The organism is Paenibacillus sepulcri, assembly GCF_042647105.1.
Lineage (GTDB): Bacteria > Bacillota > Bacilli > Paenibacillales > Paenibacillaceae > Paenibacillus_Z > Paenibacillus_Z sepulcri.
Genome location: NZ_JBHRUP010000001.1, coordinates 1,499,066 through 1,519,749, shown reverse-complemented (window position 1 = coordinate 1,519,749; position 20,684 = coordinate 1,499,066). Strand labels below are relative to the sequence as shown.

Sequence of the window (20,684 nt, the reverse complement as noted above, 5' to 3'; positions counted from 1 at the left end):
CCTTGCTGTTAAGAAGAGGGAACGTACAGGATGTCCGCTTTCAGGCGGGGGCTTAACAAATTGAGGCGGTGACTTAAATGGCTGTAAAGCCGGGAACAAGAAGGTTTGCAATTGGATTGGCGTTGTTATTGGTGCTGGCCGGATTGGCCGGATGGAAGGCTTTCACGGCACAGGCAGGGGCGGAGTACTGGACGGATTATGCCGACACCGGCTGGTATGATCCGGACTATGCGACTTTTACGATTGATACGCCGGCAAAGCTTGCCGGTATTGCGAAGCTGGTCAATGGCGGATTGAGCGACGACGGTTACTCCATTGACGGTTTTAACGGCAGGGTGCTGGAGATCGCGGGCGACCTGAATGTATCCGCCTATACGTGGGTGCCAATCGGCACGGCGGATCATCCTTTCAGAGGAACGCTTATTGCAGCTGGCGGTGTTGTCAAAACGATCGGTGGCATGACGGTGGACAATGCCGAGTACGCGGGCTTCATCGGATACATGGATGAAGCAACGGTGGGCGGACTGACGTTCACGGGCGGCCGCATCAATCTGACTTCCGTTACGCAGGCCGTCTATGCGGGCGCGGCAGTCGGCAAAATGACGAACAACAGCACATTATATGATATCAATGTTGCAGCCGATATGCAGATATCTGTCGCAACGGTGACCGGCGTGACTTATGCAGGAGGCATCGTCGGCCAGAGTGAAGGCGTGGTCTCCAACGTGGAAAATCATGCCGCAATCACAGCTTCCGGTGGGGATGTATATGCCGGAGGAGTAGCAGGGCAAGTATACGGGACCGGCCTCAAGCTCAAGAAGATCTGGAATTACGGCACGGTTAACGCCATTTCCTATGGCAATGAAGCATCTGCCGGAGGGATTGTCGGATATGCGCCCGTATCTGTCAACATGGGCGATGACAATACGATCATTCTGAATGCAGGCGCTGTCTCATCCAGTGGCGGGAATCGCAATTATTCCGGAGGCATCGTGGGCAGAGCAAGCTGGACCGCAAGCTTCTCGGAGGATACATCAAACAGCGGGCAGGTGAGTATTTCCGCTCCGGCGGCAAGCGGTTCGTACGCGGGCGGCCTGGCAGGTTCGATGGATAGCTTGGTGGTTGGACGAACCCATGCGTTTGCCTTCAACAACACTGGAGCCGTGACGAATAACGGAGGTACCAATGTGTACACGGGCGGTATTGCCGGTTACATCGAAGGCGCTTTGACCTGGGACGACAATCTTGCTAACAATGCGGGCGTATCTGCGTCCGGAATGAGTCAGGTATATAGCGGCGGACTGTTCGGCTCTGTGACGGGCGAGCTGAGCTTGTCGGGAACCGCCGCAAACGCCGGGGCCGTCTCGGTATCCGGAGGAGCGCTGCCGGTTGGTCCGGACAACGCATATACAGGCGGTCTGACCGGCTATGCCGGAAGCCGGCTTCTCTTCAACAATCCGGCTGAAAATGCTTATGCGAACAACGGGGCGATTACCGTAATCGGAGGCACGGGTGTGTACACGGGAGGCATTTCGTCCAATCGCGCTTACGCCAGAGCCCCGGGCGGGGGAATCACCGAAAACAGTGATAACGTGAGCAGCGCCGGCAATATTACCGTTGCCGGTAATACCAGGCTGTATACGGGCGGATTCATCGGCATTGTGCAGGATGGAGTCGATAAAACAGTCTATAATGCAGCGTTTGCCGGGGGGATTACCGTCACAGCGGCAGCTTCCGACCTGACGAATCTCGTCAGTACAGGAGGGATTGTTGGTTACTTCGCCGATGGGGGCGGCATCGGAGCTCTGAGTCAGGATTCCTTCAGCGGCACGATCGTATCAACTGGCGGCGGATCCGGCACGTATACGGGGGGGATCGCCGGCTACATGGACGGCGGCACTATAAATAATGCGGCTTCCGGCAATACGGCGGGCAGCTATGCCGCCATTACGGCTGATGGCGTTATTGGAGCGGTAGCCGGCTATATGCAAGGTACCGTCGATGCCGCAGCGGTCAAGTATTTCAGCGGGACGCTGACGACCCATGACGGCTTCATTGGCGGAATTGCCGGTGCCGCCGGAGGTGCGATCGCCGGGGCAGCGGTCGGCGACGAAGCTGCAGCAGGCAGCGACAGCGTGAAGCTCGCTGCCGCAAACGGCATCGACCGGATGACCGCCGGCGGGGTAGTGGGCCATAATACTGGTTCGCTTACCGTTACGGACAGCGGAGTCACCCGAATTGGCTTGCTCAGCGAGGACGGTAGAAGCGGCTACAATCTGGGCGCGGTTGCGGGCAGTCTGACTCCCGATGCGCATATCGGGACGGAAGTCGCTCCGGTTACCGTTAAGCAGGTTGACATTCAGGTGAATGCATCCGACAGCTTCGTGGGCGGCGCTGTCGGCAGGAATCAGTCAGCCGAAGTCTATCTGAATGTGGAAAACCTTAGCATCGATGTTCCGGCATCCGGAGTCAAGGCAGGGGGAATTGCCGGTCTTGCGAATATCGAGCTGGGTAATGATGCGGCGAGCGGCAGCGATGCGTTAACAGTCCGGAACCTGACGGTATCGGCAGCAGGAGACGCGCTTGAGATCGGCGGACTTTTCGGAGAAAATGCCGCGGATACGCCTCAGGGCTTGGCAGACCATATCACAATTGTCGCAGAGGGTTCAGACAATGAGCTCGGAGGAATTGCCGGCCACAATACGGGCACCATTACCAATGTTCAGGTGAATGCCCTGCAGATTGAGTCGGGCGGAAACCATGTCGAAGCCGGTGGAATCGCCGGCCATTCACAGACGCCGGGCGGCCAGACGGATTTGGCCGGCATCCACCATGTTCGGGTTCTGGCAGGCGAGGAAGCGCTGATTAAGGCAACCGGCGTCAATGCCATCATTGGAGGGATTGTCGGATCGGCGCAAAATACCGAAATCAGCGATTTCCAGGTGAACGGCGAGCTGCCTGATTACGCGATGATAACCGCCGCAGGCACCAACGCGCAGGCCGGAGGAATTGCCGGCCGCAGCGAGAACGGCGCCATCATTGGAGACGGAGAACTGACGAATGCGGACAATCTGGTCATTACCGGCACGACCTCGGCAGCTTCCTCTGTTCTTGGCGGCCTCATCGGAACCAGTGACAAGACCAGGCTGGATCAGGTTTTTTCCGGTTCCGTCAATCTCATTGTGAGCAGTCCAGGCACAACAGTCGGCGGCATGGCCGGTTATAACCTTGGTACCGACGAGGCTGTCCTTGCAGACAATAATACGGCAGCGCTCAGCATCAAGGTGAATGATACCGGGGTCTCCGCCATAGTCGGCGGAATCGTCGGCGTCAATGATAAGCGGGGCACAGATCCGGAGAACGATCCGGTTCACGCGGTCAGCACCATCCAGAACAGCCGCATGGTCGGCACAATATGGGTCAATGCGCCGGATTCGGTGACCGGCGGCATGGTTGGAGAGAATCGCAGCCTGATCGCCAACGGCAGCATTTCCGACAAAATCTCGGTTTCCTCCATTGGGGAATCCGGCATATTGGGCGGGATAGCCGGGGTGAATGCGGAGAGCGGAACCCTTTACTACACCTATTCCAACGCCAATCTTACGCTAAAAGGAAAAGATGCCCTCGCCGGCGGATTATCCGGCGAGAACCGGGGCGGCGTTATCGCCTCCTATGTCGATATCGATGTAACAGGAGATGCCTACGGAACGAATGGCCATTCCGTTTATTTGGGCGGCCTGATCGGCCGGAACAGCGGAACGGTGGATAAATCCTATTCAGTATCCAAAGTAACGGCCAACGGCAGCTATACGATTGTCGGGGGGCTTGTTGGGGCGCATGCGGCCGGGAGCATCAGCAACTCCTATACAGCAGGGGAAGTTGCGGCGAATGCCGATCATTCTTATGCCGGCGGTTTGGTGGGCAGATTGACGGACGGCACGGTCGAGACCGCTTATTCGGCAAGCCGGGTCACGGCAGGCGGCGGCGCGCTTGCGGGAGGTTTTGCAGGGCGCTATGACAATGCCAGCAAGGAACTGCTTTACAGGACGTATTATGTGAAGGATGTCGACAACGACATCAACGGGGATTTGCCGGATTTTGCCGAAGGCAACTATATCTGGCTGAATGTTTATGCACGGCTCAGCACCATCCTGTCAACCACGCTTCAAAACAGGGATTACTTTCCCGCGTTGTCCGGATGGGATTTTGACAGCACGTGGAGATACGGCTCGATGAATGCCGCGTACCAGTATCCGGAGTTGGTCCGTACAGCCAATACCGGAGGAGGAGGCGGCGGGAACGATGTTAATGCCAATATCAACTGGTATTTGCGTGATACGGGAGCGATCAGCTTCGAGCTTAGGACCGAGGCGGAGCTGGCGGGACTGGCAGCGGTTGTGAACGGCAAGATTCCAGGTGTCGCACCGTTCTCATTCGAAGACCGCACAATCAAGATGCTGAACCCGATTCATATCCAGTCGAATCAATGGGTGCCGATCGGCATTGATGAAGACCATCCTTTCAATGGAACCTTTGACGGGGACAGCCAATTGATCGACGGGCTCAGCGCGCCGACCGATGATCAGTATGCCGGTTTGTTCGGCGTCATCGGAGAACAAGGCAAGGTGCGGAAGGTCATCCTCGAGCCATTATCCGTGTCCGGTGAGCAATTTACAGGAGCGCTCGCGGGTCTGAATAGGGGCGAGGTCTCCGATGTGGAGATCAGGCTGTTGAACGGCACCGAAATCAGCGGCGGCACGGTCGGCGGCATTCTCGGCAAAAACACGGGAACGCTGGCACGACTCTCGCTTCGTATGGAAGGCGGCAGCCGGATCGAAGCCGTTGGAGCGAATTCGGTCGCCGGAGGATTGATTGGCGATAATTCCGCTGCGGTCACACCGGAGACGGTCAGCTTTACGCTTGTTGACGGCAGTGTGGGCAGTGGTGCAGAGAATGCGGTCATCGGCGGAATGATCGGGAAACAAGCCGGGGATGTAATCGGCATGGAATGGGATATGTCCGCGAACTTCCGCATCTCGTCGACAGGCGCAGGGGACACGCTTGGCGGAATGATCGGACAGCATATATCCGGCAAAGCCGACAAGTTGTCACTTGCCTTGAAGAATGGCAGTCTGGAAGCGCTGGGTGCAGGATCCGTGCTCGGCGGCTTGATCGGCCAATCGGCTGCCGATAGTCCAATCTCGAATATAACGCTGACCGGCATGCAGGACGGTCCGCAGTTGAAGGGCAGCGGCACCGTAGGCGGTATCGTTGGAGTCAAGAACGGCAAGGGCAGCCAGACCTACGACCTGGATCATGTCCAAGTCAGCGGTCTGACGCTTGCCGCTGACGGCGGGAACGCCCAGGTTACTGTGGGCGGGATTGCGGGCAGGCTTGCCAATGCCGCGGCGCGGCAAACTGAGGCAAGCGGCACGATCCGTGCTGCCGGAGACGGGGTTACGGCTGGCGGAATTGTCGGGCGGTCTGACGATTCGCTGCTGGACCAAGCGGATGCGCAGATGGCAATAGAAGCAGCCGCGCAAACGGGCGGATCGGCGATCGGCGGCGCTGCCGGAATATTAGCGGCGAGCAATCCCGACAGGAGTCTTGATTTCGGCAAGGCTGCCCCTTTTTATCCGGGGCTTTACAATACTTCCGTATCCGGAATCAGTATTGCGGCGAATGGAACGGATCAGCAAGCGGATTTGTTCGTGGGCGGCATCGTCGGCAGGAATGAGACAGCCTCCATTTATTATTCTCAGTCAAGGGCCTCTCTTGATGTCACCGGCGGCAAAAAGGCTGTCGTTGGCGGTATCGCGGGCTTCAGCGACGGCATCATTGTCAATGCTGCAGCCGGCAGCAAGATCGGTGCGGATTCCAGCAACGTCTATGAGGTTGGCGGAGCGGTCGGTCAGGCTGCAGGCGGTGAGATTCATTATGTGCGCGCTGTGTCAAAGACAGGAGAGAAAATCACTATCGGCAGCGCCGTCACCAAACCGGGAATGGTGCCGTCGACATATGTTGGCGGATTGATCGGAATGGGCGACGACACCGCAATTACGGATTCATATGCCGATCTTCCTGTCGAAGCATTTTGCGATAATCCGGACACGACCATTTATGCAGGCGGCTTTGCCGGCCTTCTTGGCGGAGACGGCTCCGGCTCGGGGACTGTAGACCGGGCTTACGCCAAGGGAGATATCAAAGTCCAGGGGATTACCGGTTCTTATGTCGGCGGTTTTGCGGGTTCCGTAGACCGTTATTCCATCACTGGCGCTTATGCGGACGGCGAGGTGGCCAATACCGGTTTTGATACGCAAAGCGGCGGCTTTGCCGGGGTTGTCGAGCGGAATGCGATCATCAGGCAAGCCTACGCGGCACAGGAACGGGTAGCGACGATAGGCGTCAATCACCCTGCAAGATCCTATGCAGGCGGCTTTGCCGGTTACAACGACGGCATAATCGAGGATGCTTTTGCCCGCGTCCCGGCCATTACGTTGGATGCGGCAGGAGCGAACGTCTTCAGCGGAGGATTCATTGGCTACAACTTCCGGAACGGAAAGGTGACATCCTCTGATTATCTAAGCACGCTGAACGGGGTTGGACGTAATCTGGGCACGGCAGAGGTAAATAAGGCGGATAAGGACCTTGCCGGCTCGTACGGTTATGAAAACTGGAATTTTGACCTCGAAGCCTCTTTCCTGAGCGGGCCGCAGCCCGCTGATTTCACGATTCTCAACGCGGAGCAATTGAATGCCGCTGTGAGACTGTACAATGACGAAACCGCGCTTGCCTATTTAAGGCTGTTTAACCGGACAGCGACCGTCAAACCAGAGATGACCAAGCTTTCGCTTGGCGCGGACATTGTTATGGACGATCATGACTGGGTGCCGTTTGGCATATTTGCCGGGCAGTTTGACGGCCAGGGCAAATCAATTGCCGGCCTGACGGGAACGGCGGAGGGACGGTCCGCTTACGGCTTCGCAGCCGAGAACAACGGAACCATCGCGAACGTAAGCTTTGTCGATGGGAGTATCACAGGCGGTGAAAATACCGGACTTGTGGCCGGGATCAACCATGCGGGAGCGACGATCAGCGGAATCAAAGCGGGAGGAGCGGTCAAAGGATCCGATCGCACCGGCGGTATAGCCGGTACAAATGCAGGCAATATGACCGGGATCGAGCTGTCATCCATGTCGGTGAGCGGTTCCGATTATACCGGCGGTATAGCCGGTACAAATGCAGGCAATATGACCGGGATCAAGCTGTCATCCATGTCGGTGAGCGGCTCCGAATATACCGGCGGTGCAGCCGGAACGAATGAAGGCAACATGACCGGGATCGAGCTGTCATCCATGTCGGTGAGCGGCGCCGATTATACCGGAGGCCTTACCGGCATGAACAAAGGCGTGATTGAAGACGCCGCTGTGAACGCGACGCTTGCGGCTGCGGGAGAGTTTGCAGGAGGAATCGCCGGTTCCAATGAGGGAACGATCAGCCAGGCTTATTCAAGCGGAAGCATGAACGGGCATTCCGCAGCTGCCTTAGCGCGCGGGGGAATTGCCGGCTCTAACCTGATAACCGGTGAAATCAGTGAATCATTCTCGTATATGGATATCACTGCTCAGGCCGAACAAGCCGCGGTTGGCGGCATTGCAGGCGTGAACCGCGGGACGATCCATGATGTCTATTATTCGGGACATGCCAGCGCAGAGGGCTCCACCCGATCTCAGGCAGGCGGTATTGTCGGATATGCGGCTGAAGGCGCCATACGCGATTCCTTGAGTGTCGGTGAAGTTACCGCTGTTACTGGCGGCAGGATTGTGCCGGGCAAGAGCGATTTCGGCGGCATTGCCGGCCGGAAGGAAGCGGCAGCTGTTATTGCCGGCACCACCTTCAACAAGCAGATGCTGAAGGCCAATACGGCTTATTATGAGGCCGATGGGAAGCGGGTTTCAGGAAGCGCGGCGGAGAGTGCGGGTATGACGTCCAGGGAACTTGCGGGCGGAAGCTTGCCGGCCAAGCTCAATGCAGGAGTCTGGAGAGGCGTTCCGGGCTTCTTCCCTCAGCTTGCGGCATTCAATGCAAGCGATGCATCCAAACTCAGTACGGCGGCTGTCATTCTTGACGGGCAGGATACGATTAACAGTATCCGGAACGGCTTTGAACTCACCCAAGGTGATGAAATGACCTGGAGCGCCGATCCGAAAGAAGTTTCGCTTCAGCCTGTTTCAGGATCTCTGGAGGGATCTTTGAAGACATCCGGCAGCGCAGTTTTAACGGTCACCCTGGATGGAGCTGCCAGAAGCTTCATGCTTAATGCTCCAGCACCGAGATTTGCCGAATCGGCCCAAGCGCCGACGGCGGATTCCGAGTCCGAAACATTCACGGACAAAGCAGCGGTTAGTCTGAGCACAGTTGAACCGGCGGGAACTATTTATTACACACTGGACGGCAGTGAGCCTGACGGACGATCACGTCTATACACCGGGCCAATCGTCTTGATGGACACGACGACCATCAAAGCGGTCACGATTGCCGAGGATAAGGAAGACAGCGAGGTTTTCTCCGGAACCTGGACGAAGAAGGAGTCCTTCGGCTGGTTTGTGTTCTTCCCGCCACCGGCTCCGCAGCCAGCTGTTACCGCCAGCATCGGTTCTAAAAAGGTGCAAATGGACGGCAAGACGGCTGTCACTATGGCCAGAAACAGCAAATTGACGCTATCTGTGCCGGAGGGTCAAATGATTTATTACACGACCGATGGAAGCAGCCCGACCAAAGACAGCAAGCTGTACAAGGGTGATATTCTGGTTACGAAGAATATGACGATCAAGTTCATTACCGATTCTGATGATAAGGTCATCACGATTAACTGCGTGGTTGAGAATGCGAAATACGAATTGAAAAGCGATGCAAAAGATGTGAAATATATTTCGGGCTACAACAGCCGCCAATTTAAGCCGGACACGGCACTCACCCGATATGAGATTACCGAAATCCTCTCACAGCTGCTGGACAAGGAGGATGTTGCGGTTGCAAATGTGTTCAGCGACGTAGACCGCAGCAAGGAAGATCTTGTCGCATTCTTTACATCGGCGGGCATTCTGTCCGGATATCCGGATAACACCTTCCGCGGGAAAAACGGTCTGACGAGAGCGGAATTTGTTGTGATTTTATCGAGAGTACTGAACCTGAATGTCAGCCAGGGAGGGAAGTCGGAGTTTTCCGACGCGGCCAGCCATTGGGCGAAAAATTACATCGCAGCGTTCGCCAAGGCCGGTTATATCCAGGGTTTCCCGGACGGAACCTTCAAGCCTGACAGCAAGCTCACAAGAGCTCAGGCGGTTGTGCTGATCAACAATATCATTGGAAGAGGGAAGCAGCAGACCGCAGGGCATAAATACGATGATGTGCCTTCCAGACACTGGGCCTATTCAGCGATTATGTCGGCCGTCAAGGAGTAGAACAAAGGGGAAAGGGCGATAAGAGATGAAACGGAAACTGCTGGCCTTGTTCTTATTCTTTTCGGTATTGGCCGGCATCGGCTTCTATGCGGACACTCAACCCGACCGGAATGTTTACGGGGACACGCCTGTGAGCTATAATGCGCAGGAAATCTATGCAAACACTCAAGATGCGGTATTCTATATCCGCGCCTTGGGCAAGAATGGCGTATTGAAGAATACCGGTACCGGCGTTATGATTTCCCCGGACGGAACTGCAGCGACAGCGTACCATGTCGTAACCGATGCGGACAAGTTGGAGGGAATCTTCAACGACGGACGCATAGTGACGGGTATCAGGGTGCTTCGCTATGACGAATTGACGGATGCGGCGGTTCTGAAATTGCCGCTCCCGGCAGGCAAGGAAGCGGCTTACGCCGCACTTGAGATCAGGAATCCGGCTGTATTACAGGGGGAAAAAGTATTTGCGATCGGTTACCCGCTGAAGCAGACGCCGATTATTACAGAAGGCATTGTCAATTCTCCTGCCGCGAAGATTAACGGGAGATCTGTCATTCTGGCTTCCGCCCAGGTCGTCAGCGGAATGTCCGGCGGACCTTTGATCGATCAATATGGCCGGTTGGCCGGAATTCTGTCGGGGTCGCTCCGGACAATGGACGCTATTCATTTGGTGGTGGGTACTGCAGACCTGCGCAGCCTTCTGCAAGCGCAGGCCAAACCGGCAGCGGTCAAGTAAGATAGGACAGGTTTGCTTCAGGAGAGACAGCAGTAGATGCCGCGCGGCCCCATGGCTGTGCGGTTCTTTTATTTGGCAGAGAAAGGAATTCGGCGACTCAATAATCGGGCCGCCAGATCAAAATTCGCCCGCCGCTCTATTATTTGACAGCTCTCAGCAGGCAATGGTACGATTTGGTTAACTATTATTTCTTCCGGTAGAAATGAAGAAAGGCAGGGGCTATGGATCAGACCGAGAAGGAGCTGGTTCAGGAGTCTCTTTTTTTATGAAGTCCCGAACGGTCAGTTTTTCTATTCGCTTGAAGAGAAAGGTGGAGCATACATGGGGAAAATCGTTGTCGTTCATCCGCTTGAACCGAGGTTTGCCGATCAAATAAGGGAAGCCGCTCCGGGATGGGAGCTTATCGAAGGCCATGACAGAGCATTCGCTGCACAGCATCTGCCTGATGCTGAAATTGTTTTGGGCTGGAATTCGTTGGTGGAAAAGCTTGTCGTTACGGGTCCTTCTCATTTGAAATGGGTACAGAACTGGGGGGCTGGCGTCGAACTTCTGCCGCTGGGAAAATTCAGGGAGCTCGGTATTGCTTTAACGAACGCAAGCGGCGTCCACCCGAATCCGATATCGGAAACGATTTTTGCCATGCTGCTGTCCTTCACTCGCCATCTCCACACAGCTATCCGAAATCAAACCAGGAGCAGCTGGATGAACACGGGCGAGATGGGGGAGGCCCATGGGCGTACGATGGGAATTCTGGGCGTGGGCGCCATTGGACTTGAAACGGCAAGGCTGGCTAAAGCCTTTAACATGAAAGTGCTGGGGGTCCGCAGATCCGGCCTTCCGGAGCAGTGGGTCGACCGGATGTACGGCAGCGAGGGTCTGCTTGAGGTATTGGAGCAAAGCGACTATATCGTTAATTGCCTGCCTCACACGCGGGAAACGGAACACGTACTGGGCAAGGAGCAGTTTGCGGCGATGAAGAAAACGGCTTTCTACATTAATATAGGCCGGGGCAAAACGACTGATACCGAAGCATTGCTTGACGCTTTGCGGAACAAGGAAATTGCCGGAGCGGGCCTTGATGTATTCGAGCAGGAGCCGCTGCCGGCCGATCACCCCTTCTGGACGATGGACAATGTAATTGTAACCCCTCATCATGCAGGCAGCACCAATTTTTATACGGAGCGCGTTATTGCGATATTTATTGAAAATTTGAAGCAGTACGTGCAGGGCATTCAGCCGGATACGAGTGTTGTTGATTTAAGCAGTGAATATTAACCCGTGTCAGGACGATGCTTTACCCCCAATGCACCCAGAAAACGGCAACAGTTCAATGGAGATAGCCGCCTACATGAGGAATAATTTCTTGAGCCGGTCGGCTTCCCGTTGCTTGGGCACAGGCGGTCCACTTGCAGCTTTCTGTCTCTTCAAAAGGGCGATTTGCTTTTCGCTGCCCGCGCTGGCTTGGATCGCGTGCCCGGATGTGCAGGTGAAGGAGGCCCAGGGGAATGCCTGACGGTGTCAGGGCGTGGCAGGAGTGTACTTGAAGTCCCTGCAGCAGTCTTTTGCTAGACGCGGAAAGTGCCCCTGAAGACAGGAGTGGAGGCTAGGTCACGTGATGGACATAAATGATCTTATTGCTCTATGGAATCACGCGTTTTGCAAAGTCATAGATATTCGTCGCACTACAATCAAGGCCGGCGAGTCTATACGCTCCTATTATGTGCCCTCAAGCCTGTTTCTTATGTCGATTCGAGGCCATGCTGCCGTGAATTTGGGGCGGGAATTTTATCAATTGCAGCGCTTTACAGTGATTCACGCAGGCAAAGGGGCTGTGCTCGACATTGTCGCGGGCAGCGAGGACCTGGATTACTATAGCGTTTATTACAAAGCGAGCATTCATCCTCCTGCACCGCCAGAGCTTGCCGTGTTATTAGAGCGGACTCAGCCTTTTGAACGTTCGTACAGCATAACTCCGGACAATCCGATAGCGCTGCACCGAATCTTGAGCGATATGTTCAAAGACTGGGAAAAAAAACAGCCGCTTATGCGTCTGCGCGCCAGGACTTTACTTTATCAGTTTATGCATGGGTTGCTTCACCAGATGCAGGCGCAAGGCCCAAGCTCGGCTAAACGCGATTTGGCCGCCCAGGTCGCTGCCATCATCCATTCACATTATGCGGAATCCATTACGCTGGAGTCGTTATCGGAAAGCCTGAATTATAGCGTTCCCCATCTGTCCTCCTATTTCAAAATCCGTACCGGAATGAGCCCGATTGACTACTTGATCAAGGTGCGTATCGATAGAGCGGCGGCACTGCTTCTTGAAACGGACGCTACGCTGAAGGAGATTGCAGTTGGTGTCGGCTATCAAGACCCGGGCTATTTGGGCAGATTGTTCAAAAAGTACAGGGGTATTTCCCCAATGCGCTATAGAGAAGTGCATGCCGCAAAGAAGAAGCCAGAAGATTGTCCTTGCACGACCATGGAATCCTCCATTGCCCCTTCCGAGTCATTTAACTATACTGATTCTATTGATAACGATTATCAGTATCACAGTGACGGAAAGGGAGATTTATTCATGTTCAACATTTCAAGCCTGCACTCGCGGCGGCGCTGCTGCTAAGCTCCATTCTGATGCTGAGCGCATGCGGCACGAATAATGGTACTAGGGAGACAGACGCCTCACAGCCAAGCCCAAGCGACACGCCGGCCGCTTCGGAGAAGGCGCAGACCAAAGTCGTTCAAACGGTTAACGGCGAGGTGGAAGTACCCCTTAAGCCCCAACGAATTGTTGCAGGCGAGTATCTCGGCAGTTTGATTGCGCTCGGCATTACGCCTGCCGGAACGTCCGATCATCATATTAAAAATCCTTATTTTCTGGAATACCTGCAAGACGTTGAGAATATAGGGGACGGTAACGGCAATGTAGAGAAAATACTGTCGCTTGAGCCGGATTTGATTATAATGGACGACTTCTATCCTGAACTGAACGAGCAGATGTCGAAAATTGCGCCCACTGTCGTCATTCCGTACGCTTCCTTAAAAACGGTACACGAGGAGGTTGCTTTTTTCGGGGAACTGCTGGGCCTAGAAGATCAAGCGAAAGCCTGGCTCGCCGATTATGACAGCCGTATAGCCAGCGCCAAGGAGAAGGTGTTGAAGGCTATACCTGCGGACAGCACGTTTTCGATTCTTGAACTGGGCGACAAAGATATTATGGCCGTCGGAACGGGCTACGGCAAAGGCGGGCAGCCGATATACAACGGATTCGGCTTCAAGCCTCCCGCGAAAGTTGCCGCCGAAATGGCCGATCCTGGCTGGGCCTCCTTCTCTGCCGAAGTATTGCCGGATTATGTGGGGGACTATATTATTCTGACCTCCGATTCGAAAACATTGGATGACCTCAAGGCTGACCCGGTCTGGGGGTTGTTGCCGGCAGTCAAAAATAATCATGTGTTCCTATGGACAAGCGATCGCTCCGGCTACTGGGACCCGATAGCGATTCTGAGCCAGACGGAAGAATTGGCTGCATGGCTGACTAGCCTCTGAATGACTTGATTTACAGAAAAAGAGTTAAGATTCATCTTGCAGGCAAGAGCCGCAAAAACGTGCGTTGATGCATGGTTTTGCAGCTCTTATTTTTATTTATGGCCAAGAGAGTGCTTCCACCTGCAAAATATCCTAATTTAGGCTCCTCCCGCAAGGCTATACGGCACTTTGCTTTTCTGATATTCTTAAAATCAGTGCAAATCGTTCTTATGATAATAATTCTAAAATTTGTTTAAAGATTTAATGATTGAATAATGCAACATTATCAACTTCCTTTACGTCTAAAGGTTGCAAGAGAGGGGGATCCTCCGTGGTAGAGCCCGGCCTAATTAAAGCGGCCCAAGCCGGCGATGGCGACGCTCTTATTTCTCTATTGCGAGAGATTGAAAATCATGTTTACCGGACAGCCTACTATATATTAAACAACGAGCAGGATGCGATGGATGCGGCCCAGGAGGCGCTTATCCGCGTTTATACCAAAATTGGATCCTACGAGGAGAAGGCGCAGTTCAAAACATGGGTGCAGCGGATTGTAACAAATATTTGTATCGACAAGTTCAGACGCAACAAACCAACTGTGTCGATCGAGGAACACGAAATGGTGTTTTCCGATTCGCATTCCGTTGAAGAGGAAGTGCTGTCCAGTTATGCGGTGCAGGATATCCGCAGAGCTATAGACAAGCTTCCGGAGCATCATCGGGCAGTGGTGGTTTTAAGGTACTTACAGGATTTTTCTTACAATGAAATTGCCGATTCTTTAGACCTGCCACTAAATACAGTCAAATCCTATTTATTCCGGGCAAGACAGCAGCTGCAAACGTACCTCCATGATTATCAGAAAGGTGGTGTCCGAGGATGAATTGTCAAGAGGTGATGGAATATATGCAACGAGAGCTGGATGGGGACCTTGATGATCGGGAAACCGAAATCTTGATGACTCATACGCGGCATTGCCCCGAATGCACAGCGGTGTTCGAGAAATTAAAGCTGCTATCCGCCGGACTCGATAATCTTCCCAAGGTAACCCCGAGCTACAGCCTGGTTGATGCGATTATGCCCAGACTGCTTGAGCTGCAGACCGCTCAAAGCGCCGAGCTTGCGGCTGATCCTTCTCAGGAAGAGGAACAAGAAGCGCTTGCGCCAAGACGCGTGCAGGGCGGCCGGTCCCAGGAGAGACGCAAGAGCCGGTTTTCCACACGTATTATGGGAGGCGTTATTGCCGCAGGAATCGTGGTCGGCCTGATCTTCATTACGAATCCGTTTGAGGGCACCAACAGCCTGAACGATTCGGCGAACTCCGGTACGATGACCGCAGATACTTCATCAGCCGATACGGCGAGCCGCAAAATGACTGTGGATGAGAACGCTCAAGATAGCAACACGCCCAAGGCAGATGATGAAGTGCGGGTATCCGGCAACAATGCCGATGCGAAAGACAATGCCGCAAGTAGTCAAGCAGCCGGGGGTTCTGCCGAATCGTCCCCAATCGCAAATAATATGCAAACCCAGGAGGACCCGGCATCCAAGGATATCGCAGGATCAGGTTCGCCGGCGAACGGAGAGGACGGAGCTGCGCCATCCAATGATCCCGGTAATAGCCAGGGACAGTCACTGTATAACGAATCGGGCAGCGGCAATGCCGGGGGAGAGGCGGATGCGCCCGCAGACCCGCCGGCTCCGGCGGCAGGCATGCCGGCCCCGGGAGGGGAAGATACGCTTCATAATCAGATTCTCTCTTCGCAGGATCCGCAAGCCCTCTCGCCTGATAAACTTTACAACGCGGCTGTGGTCGATAAAGCATTGAAGATTTTTAACACAGCTGATAATGAGATGATTTTTCAAGGCGCGGAAAGGGATGGCATCACCAACCTGAAATGGTCTTCGGACAGCAAGACAATCACATATGAGTCGACTGCCGCCGACGGCAAGAAGCAGGAGTATGTCGTCGATCTGGCAGCCTCGTCCGAGAAGCTCAAGACCAATTAATTGCTGCCGAATCTGCACACATGGTGTGATGTTAGCGTATAATGCAGGATACGACAACCGTCACAGTGCGGAACCTTAACGTCGTATGACCATCCACAGACGGTACCATGGGCCGACCGACCTGCGGATGTTTATATAGATGTTTAGGGACAAAGGGGTGAAGTCGCAGATGACTTCATCCCTTTGTTGCTGTTGCTTCTCCAAGTATACATAGGGAGTGAACAGAAATGGATGTCAAAGAGGCGATGAAGCAGTGGAAATCCGGTCAATTTTCTCCGGTTTACGTGATCTATGGGAAGGACAGATACCGGATGGGGCAGTTTATCGGGGCGCTGACGGAGCTGCTGCTGCCGCGAGATGAGCGTGAGCTTGGCATTGTCAAATTTGATACCTCGGAGACTTCAATTGAAGAAGCCGTCGCTGAAGCGGATACGCTGCCGTTCTTTGCTTCCCGCAAGCTTGTCATTATCCGGGATCAGTCCGTACTGGCAGCGGCGCAGGGCAAGGAAGGCAAGATTGAGCATAAGACCGAGCGGCTGCTCGCTTATTTGCAGCAGCCCTGCGAAAGCAGCGTGGTGGTATTCCAGGTGATGGCTGAGAAGCTGGATGAGCGGCGCAAGGTCGTAAAGCTGCTGAAGGAACAAAATGCGCTTATTCCTTTTCAGGAGCTGCAGGAGAGCGAGCTGCAGCAGTGGACGATCAAGCGGGCAGAGGAGCAGGGCCGGATTCTGAAGAAGGAAGCGGCGGAGCTGCTCCTTGCCCGAACCGGAACGAATATGCAGCAGCTTGCCCATGAAGTGGACAAGCTTTGTCTTCATGCAGGACCAGGAGGAACCATTGATGTAAGCGAGGTGGAGACGCTGATCGCTTCTACGGTGGAGGAGGATGTATTTGCCCTCATCGATGCCATGGCCACGCTGAAGGTGGATAGAGCGCTCAAGCTCTACGGCGAGCTGCTGCTCCGCAAGGAGGAGCCGATCAAGATTGCGGCGCTCATTGCCCGCCAGCTTCGCATTATGCTGCAGATCAAGGAGCTTGCCCAGCACCAGTATTCTCCCCAACAGATGGCCGGACAGCTGGGACTCCACCCTTACGCGGTCAAGCTTGCCGCCGAGAAGGCTAGGATTTTCTCAGTCAAGTCGCTTGGCGGCCATCTGGATCGACTGGCAGAGCTGGATTATAAGATGAAAACGGGGAAGATCGAAAAAACGCTGGGTCTTGAATTATTCCTGCTGTCGCTGACCGCATAAGGAAACAGCCCGCGAAAAAAAATCCCTGCCGGCGCAATTATGCGGTGAGCAGGGATTTTGCTTTTTAGGAGCTGCAGGTATCTATCCAGGTACACAAAAAGAAACTAACCTTGCCGGCAAGGTTAGTTTCTTTTTGTGTGTATTAGGCTTGAGCCGAAAGAGCGTTAAGCTTTTTCGCCAGGCGAGACTTTTTGCGGGAAGCCGCATTTTTATGAATCAGACCTTTAGTAACCGCTTTGTCGAGCTTTTTTGTAGCTAGTTGAAGAGCTGCTTTGGCAGCATCCACATCAGTAGCGACAACAGCTAGATCGGCAGCTTTAACGGCCGTGCGGAGCGCGGATTTTTGCGAAGCGTTCAAAGCGCGACGTCTCTCGCTTGTTTTAACGCGTTTCACAGCTGATTTAATGTTTGGCATTGCATTCACCTCCTGTAAAAAAAGAAACCCCTTGTTAACAACACAACTTGAAATATTTTACCACGCACATGCCCAAAAAGCAATACTGTCCGGATGGAGCAAAGCAACAGCAATTCCCTTCTTATCCGCATAATTCGCACCCTTCAACCGCAAACTAAGGAAAACGATTCTGGAGGGAGCGCACAGATACGATGGGAGATCTTGATCTGCAGCAGTTTAATACGACCATTGACTTGGCTTTGGAGGCCAAGGAACATGCGGAAGCGGGCGGAAACGGACCCATTCCGGGGGTTCTGACCGATACCACGGAGGATGACGGAATTACGATCACAAGACTGGAAATCACCACCGAGGAAGGCTCGGCGGCGCTTGGCAAAATGATGGGTCATTACGTCACCTTCGAAGTCCCGGATCTGCGCAAGCAGGACACTGTTCTGCAAGATCGCGTCGCTACCAAGTTTGCTCAGGAATTCGCGGGATTTCTGGACCGTATCGGCATTGGCAAGTCTGCCAATGTGCTTATCGTAGGACTGGGCAACTGGAATGTAACACCGGATGCACTTGGTCCCCTGGTAGTGGAGAATTCCCTTGTAACCCGCCATTATTATGAGCTTATGCCCGAACAGGTGGCTCCCGGCTACCGCTGCGTCAGCGCAGTGGCACCCGGGGTGCTGGGCGTAACGGGCATTGAATCGAGCGATATCGTACAAGGTATCATCGACCGCTCCAAGCCGGATCTTATCATTGCGATCGATGCGCTGGCATCCAAAGCGCTGGACCGCGTAAACACCACCATTCAGATCGCTGATACCGGCGTCCATCCAGGCTCCGGGATCGGCAACAAGCGCCGCGGGCTGACCAAGGAAATTTTGGGCGTCCCCGTAATAGCGATAGGAGTGCCGACTGTTGTGTATGCGTCTACCATCGTCAACAATACCATCGAGCTCATGCGCAATCATATCAAGGCGCAGAATGGAAATACGGACAAGATCTTCGGCTTGATCAATCAGATGCCTGAGAATGAACGTCTCCAGCTTGTGCGTGAAGCGCTCGGACCGCTTGGCTACGATCTGCTGGTGACTCCCAAAGAGATTGACCAGTTTATTGAGGATATTGCCAATATTGTTGCCAGCGGGCTGAATGCCGCTCTTCATGAAGCGGTGGATAAAAGCAATGTCGCCGCCTATACGCACTGACTTGCCGGACATAATCCCTGCTGCTTGACTGCAGGGACTTTTTGCGTTGTCCAATCTTTCTTTTCAGCCTATCAAACTAGCAACTTCTGAATAATTCTTGTCTTACTCTACCAAATTCCGGTTCTATGAAATGGTTGCCTCTCATATGGTGATAGTGGGATGTTGACGAAGATTTTACTTGGGAGGAACTAAACCTATGAGACGAGTTATTGTAACGTGGAATCTGGGAAGAGGCAGCATGCGGCTTCGCAATCTGCTTGTTGCCGGCCGAACATTCGCCATATTGTCTATTGGATCGATGATTCTCGTCATTGTTATCGGAATTGGCGCAATTGTGCAGGCGAAGACGGCCAAGTCGCCGGTTTCTTCCATGAAAGGGTTCGCTGCAGCTGTTTCCAGCGGAACTTTTGCGGATATGCTTGCAATGGAAATGCCAGGCAGCGATCAAGGGAAGAATACTTCCGCCATTTCAGGCAGGCAGATGAGCTCCTTCCTGGTGCGTCTGCTGACTGATGTTAATCCTTCCGATCCGAAAAGCCTGCTTGCCTCTGAATATCCCGGCATGAACGGCGATGATGCTGTCCTGCTTAGAGGCGGATCAAGCGCGGATACAGCGGTGGAGCCGGAGGACCATGAGCCGCTGCCGGAGGGAGGGCAGTCAGCCGTGGATGACGGGCATCGGGTGGATGAATCGGGCCGCCCTGATCCGGGGCCGGATGAAGACTTGACAGCGGACCCCGACCCGGGAAGCGGCGGAACGGTTGATTCAGACAGCGGCAGCGAGACAGCGGGGAACGGGCAGGCAGCGCCGGACAGCGGTGGAACGTCTGGACAGAGCGGAAGCGGGGAAGATGGCCAGGTCAGCGGGGACAACAGCGCGCAGCCTACAACGGGAGGACGGAATGTCGTTTTTATCTATCATTCGCACAGCCGCGAATCCTGGTTTCCCGAGGTGAAAAGCACCAAGACTGCGGAATCCGCTACAACCAACATCACGCTGCTTGGCAAGCGTCTTGCGGATAAGCTTCAGGCGAATGGTATAGGCGCTCTTCATTCATCAGAAGATTACGTGACAGCGATTAAAAATTACAATTGGGCCCTATCCTATAAATATTCGAAAAAAACGGTGACTGAGGCGTTGGCCGTCAATAAGGATTTAAAATTTTTCTTTGATATCCACAGGGACTCCCAGCATCGCAAAGAAACCACGACAACCATCGGCGGAAAATCCTACGCCCAGGTATTTTTTATCATCGGCCACGCGAATCCCGACTGGCGGAAGAATGAGGCGTTCGCAGGCGAAATTCACGAAGCCTTGGAAAGCCGGTATCCCGGAATATCAAGGGGGATCTGGGGCAAAACGACGGCAAGCGGAAACGGGGAGTATAACCAGTCGGTTTCCCCTGACAGTGTATTGATCGAAGTTGGCGGTGTCGACAACACGCTGGAGGAATCTTACCGGACGATCGATGCGCTAGCCAAGGTGATCACCGAAATATATTGGAATGCGGAGAAGGTCAACACGAACCTGGGTGCAGGACTGTAAGGATATGAAAAAGATAAGGGGGAGTCGATATGCGCAGTCATTCTCTGAAAATGGTCGTGGTTGGCGGTGTCGTGGCTCTGGTTGTGATGTTCGGCATTGATATCGCGTCAAGCGGAATCGAGCGCATAAACGGGCCGCTGACGACGGAGGAAGCGATGCCGGTTTATCCGGATCCGGCAGCGGAATATGAAGGATATTCCAACCCAGCTGGCCCTGCTGACTCTGTGGATGGAGGATCTGCCGCGTCTGGCGGCCCACGGCGTATTATTGACGCCCAGCACGGCAGAGAGACAGACTGGGTGAAGCTTGAGGAGCAGCGCCAGCTTGAGGCGCAGAGACGGCTGCAGGCGGCTTATGAGAACGAGCGGCTGCCAGGCGTTCCCGATCTGACGAGCGATTCGGGCGTGAACAAGCTGGCTGACGGAACAGCCGGGATGCTGCAATCCGTCTCGAGCAAGGGGATTCGAATGATCGTTTCGTTTTTTGAATCCGTTACCGATTGATGACACACCCCCGAACTGATATAATAATAAGAATGATTA

Annotated in this window: 12 protein-coding genes; 11 read left to right on the top strand and 1 reads right to left on the bottom strand. The window is 54.1% G+C overall.

The window, feature by feature from the left end; translation table 11 throughout:
- The first annotated feature begins 77 nt into the window (after positions 1-77).
- From ACFOLF_RS07040 to holA, 8 genes are all read left to right on the top strand, one after another.
- Positions 78-9,464, top strand: coding sequence for a chitobiase/beta-hexosaminidase C-terminal domain-containing protein (locus tag ACFOLF_RS07040; RefSeq protein WP_210037741.1), 9,387 nt, complete (start codon positions 78-80; stop codon positions 9,462-9,464).
- Between the two features lie 25 nt (positions 9,465-9,489).
- Positions 9,490-10,200, top strand: coding sequence for a S1 family peptidase (locus tag ACFOLF_RS07035; protein ID WP_210037740.1), 711 nt, complete (start codon positions 9,490-9,492; stop codon positions 10,198-10,200).
- Positions 10,201-10,521: 321 nt separating this feature from the next.
- On the top strand, positions 10,522-11,475 hold the full coding sequence (locus ACFOLF_RS07030; protein WP_210037739.1) for a D-2-hydroxyacid dehydrogenase: 954 nt from the start codon (positions 10,522-10,524) through the stop codon (positions 11,473-11,475).
- Positions 11,476-11,815: 340 nt separating this feature from the next.
- Positions 11,816-12,823, top strand: coding sequence for a helix-turn-helix domain-containing protein (locus ACFOLF_RS07025; RefSeq protein WP_379114125.1), 1,008 nt, complete (start codon positions 11,816-11,818; stop codon positions 12,821-12,823).
- A gap of 11 nt (positions 12,824-12,834) precedes the next feature.
- On the top strand, positions 12,835-13,749 hold the full coding sequence (locus ACFOLF_RS07020; protein ID WP_379114058.1) for an iron-hydroxamate ABC transporter substrate-binding protein: 915 nt from the start codon (positions 12,835-12,837) through the stop codon (positions 13,747-13,749).
- A gap of 310 nt (positions 13,750-14,059) precedes the next feature.
- Positions 14,060-14,608 (top strand): RNA polymerase sigma factor, encoded by a 549-nt coding sequence (locus ACFOLF_RS07015; RefSeq protein ID WP_210037738.1) that lies wholly within the window; start codon positions 14,060-14,062, stop codon positions 14,606-14,608.
- Positions 14,605-15,735 carry an anti-sigma factor family protein gene (locus tag ACFOLF_RS07010; protein WP_379219424.1) on the top strand — a complete coding sequence of 377 codons (1,131 nt, stop codon included), beginning with the start codon at positions 14,605-14,607 and terminating at the stop codon, positions 15,733-15,735. The genes ACFOLF_RS07015 and ACFOLF_RS07010 overlap by 4 nt, the downstream gene beginning before the upstream one ends.
- A gap of 227 nt (positions 15,736-15,962) precedes the next feature.
- The gene (gene holA / locus ACFOLF_RS07005) at positions 15,963-16,985 is read left to right on the top strand and encodes a DNA polymerase III subunit delta (RefSeq protein WP_210037736.1); all 1,023 of its coding nucleotides are present in this window, start codon (positions 15,963-15,965) and stop codon (positions 16,983-16,985) included.
- A gap of 142 nt (positions 16,986-17,127) precedes the next feature.
- Here holA and rpsT read toward each other — a convergent pair whose 3' ends face one another.
- Entirely contained in the window at positions 17,128-17,400 is a 273-nt protein-coding gene (rpsT, locus tag ACFOLF_RS07000) for a 30S ribosomal protein S20 (RefSeq protein ID WP_210037735.1), read from the bottom strand.
- Positions 17,401-17,591: 191 nt separating this feature from the next.
- On the opposite strand from rpsT, the gene gpr reads away from it, so the two are divergent.
- The 3 genes from gpr (at position 17,592) to ACFOLF_RS06985 (ending at position 20,645) form a co-directional block, all read left to right on the top strand.
- Positions 17,592-18,596 (top strand): GPR endopeptidase, encoded by a 1,005-nt coding sequence (gene gpr / locus ACFOLF_RS06995; protein ID WP_210037734.1) that lies wholly within the window; start codon positions 17,592-17,594, stop codon positions 18,594-18,596.
- Between the two features lie 196 nt (positions 18,597-18,792).
- A complete protein-coding gene (spoIIP, locus tag ACFOLF_RS06990) occupies positions 18,793-20,142 on the top strand; it encodes a stage II sporulation protein P (protein ID WP_210037733.1) in 1,350 nt (449 codons plus the stop codon).
- A gap of 29 nt (positions 20,143-20,171) precedes the next feature.
- Positions 20,172-20,645: a hypothetical protein gene (locus ACFOLF_RS06985; RefSeq protein ID WP_210037732.1), complete on the top strand. Its 474-nt coding sequence runs from the start codon at positions 20,172-20,174 to the stop codon at positions 20,643-20,645.
- Positions 20,646-20,684 lie beyond the last annotated feature (39 nt).

What these genes read in the sequence shown, in the direction of transcription:
- ACFOLF_RS07030 (WP_210037739.1), top strand. Translation starts at nt 10,522, where the DNA reads ATGGGGAAAATCGTTGTCGTTCATCCGCTTGAACCGAGGTTTGCCGAT.
- gpr (WP_210037734.1), top strand. Translation starts at nt 17,592, where the DNA reads ATGGGAGATCTTGATCTGCAGCAGTTTAATACGACCATTGACTTGGCT.
- ACFOLF_RS07035 (WP_210037740.1), top strand. Translation starts at nt 9,490, where the DNA reads ATGAAACGGAAACTGCTGGCCTTGTTCTTATTCTTTTCGGTATTGGCC.
- holA (WP_210037736.1), top strand. Translation starts at nt 15,963, where the DNA reads ATGGATGTCAAAGAGGCGATGAAGCAGTGGAAATCCGGTCAATTTTCT.
- ACFOLF_RS07010 (WP_379219424.1), top strand. Translation starts at nt 14,605, where the DNA reads ATGAATTGTCAAGAGGTGATGGAATATATGCAACGAGAGCTGGATGGG.
- ACFOLF_RS07020 (WP_379114058.1), top strand. Translation starts at nt 12,835, where the DNA reads ATGCTGAGCGCATGCGGCACGAATAATGGTACTAGGGAGACAGACGCC.
- spoIIP (WP_210037733.1), top strand. Translation starts at nt 18,793, where the DNA reads ATGAGACGAGTTATTGTAACGTGGAATCTGGGAAGAGGCAGCATGCGG.
- ACFOLF_RS07040 (WP_210037741.1), top strand. Translation starts at nt 78, where the DNA reads ATGGCTGTAAAGCCGGGAACAAGAAGGTTTGCAATTGGATTGGCGTTG.
- rpsT (WP_210037735.1), bottom strand. Translation starts at nt 17,400, where the DNA reads ATGCCAAACATTAAATCAGCTGTGAAACGCGTTAAAACAAGCGAGAGA.
- ACFOLF_RS07025 (WP_379114125.1), top strand. Translation starts at nt 11,816, where the DNA reads ATGGACATAAATGATCTTATTGCTCTATGGAATCACGCGTTTTGCAAA.
- ACFOLF_RS06985 (WP_210037732.1), top strand. Translation starts at nt 20,172, where the DNA reads ATGCGCAGTCATTCTCTGAAAATGGTCGTGGTTGGCGGTGTCGTGGCT.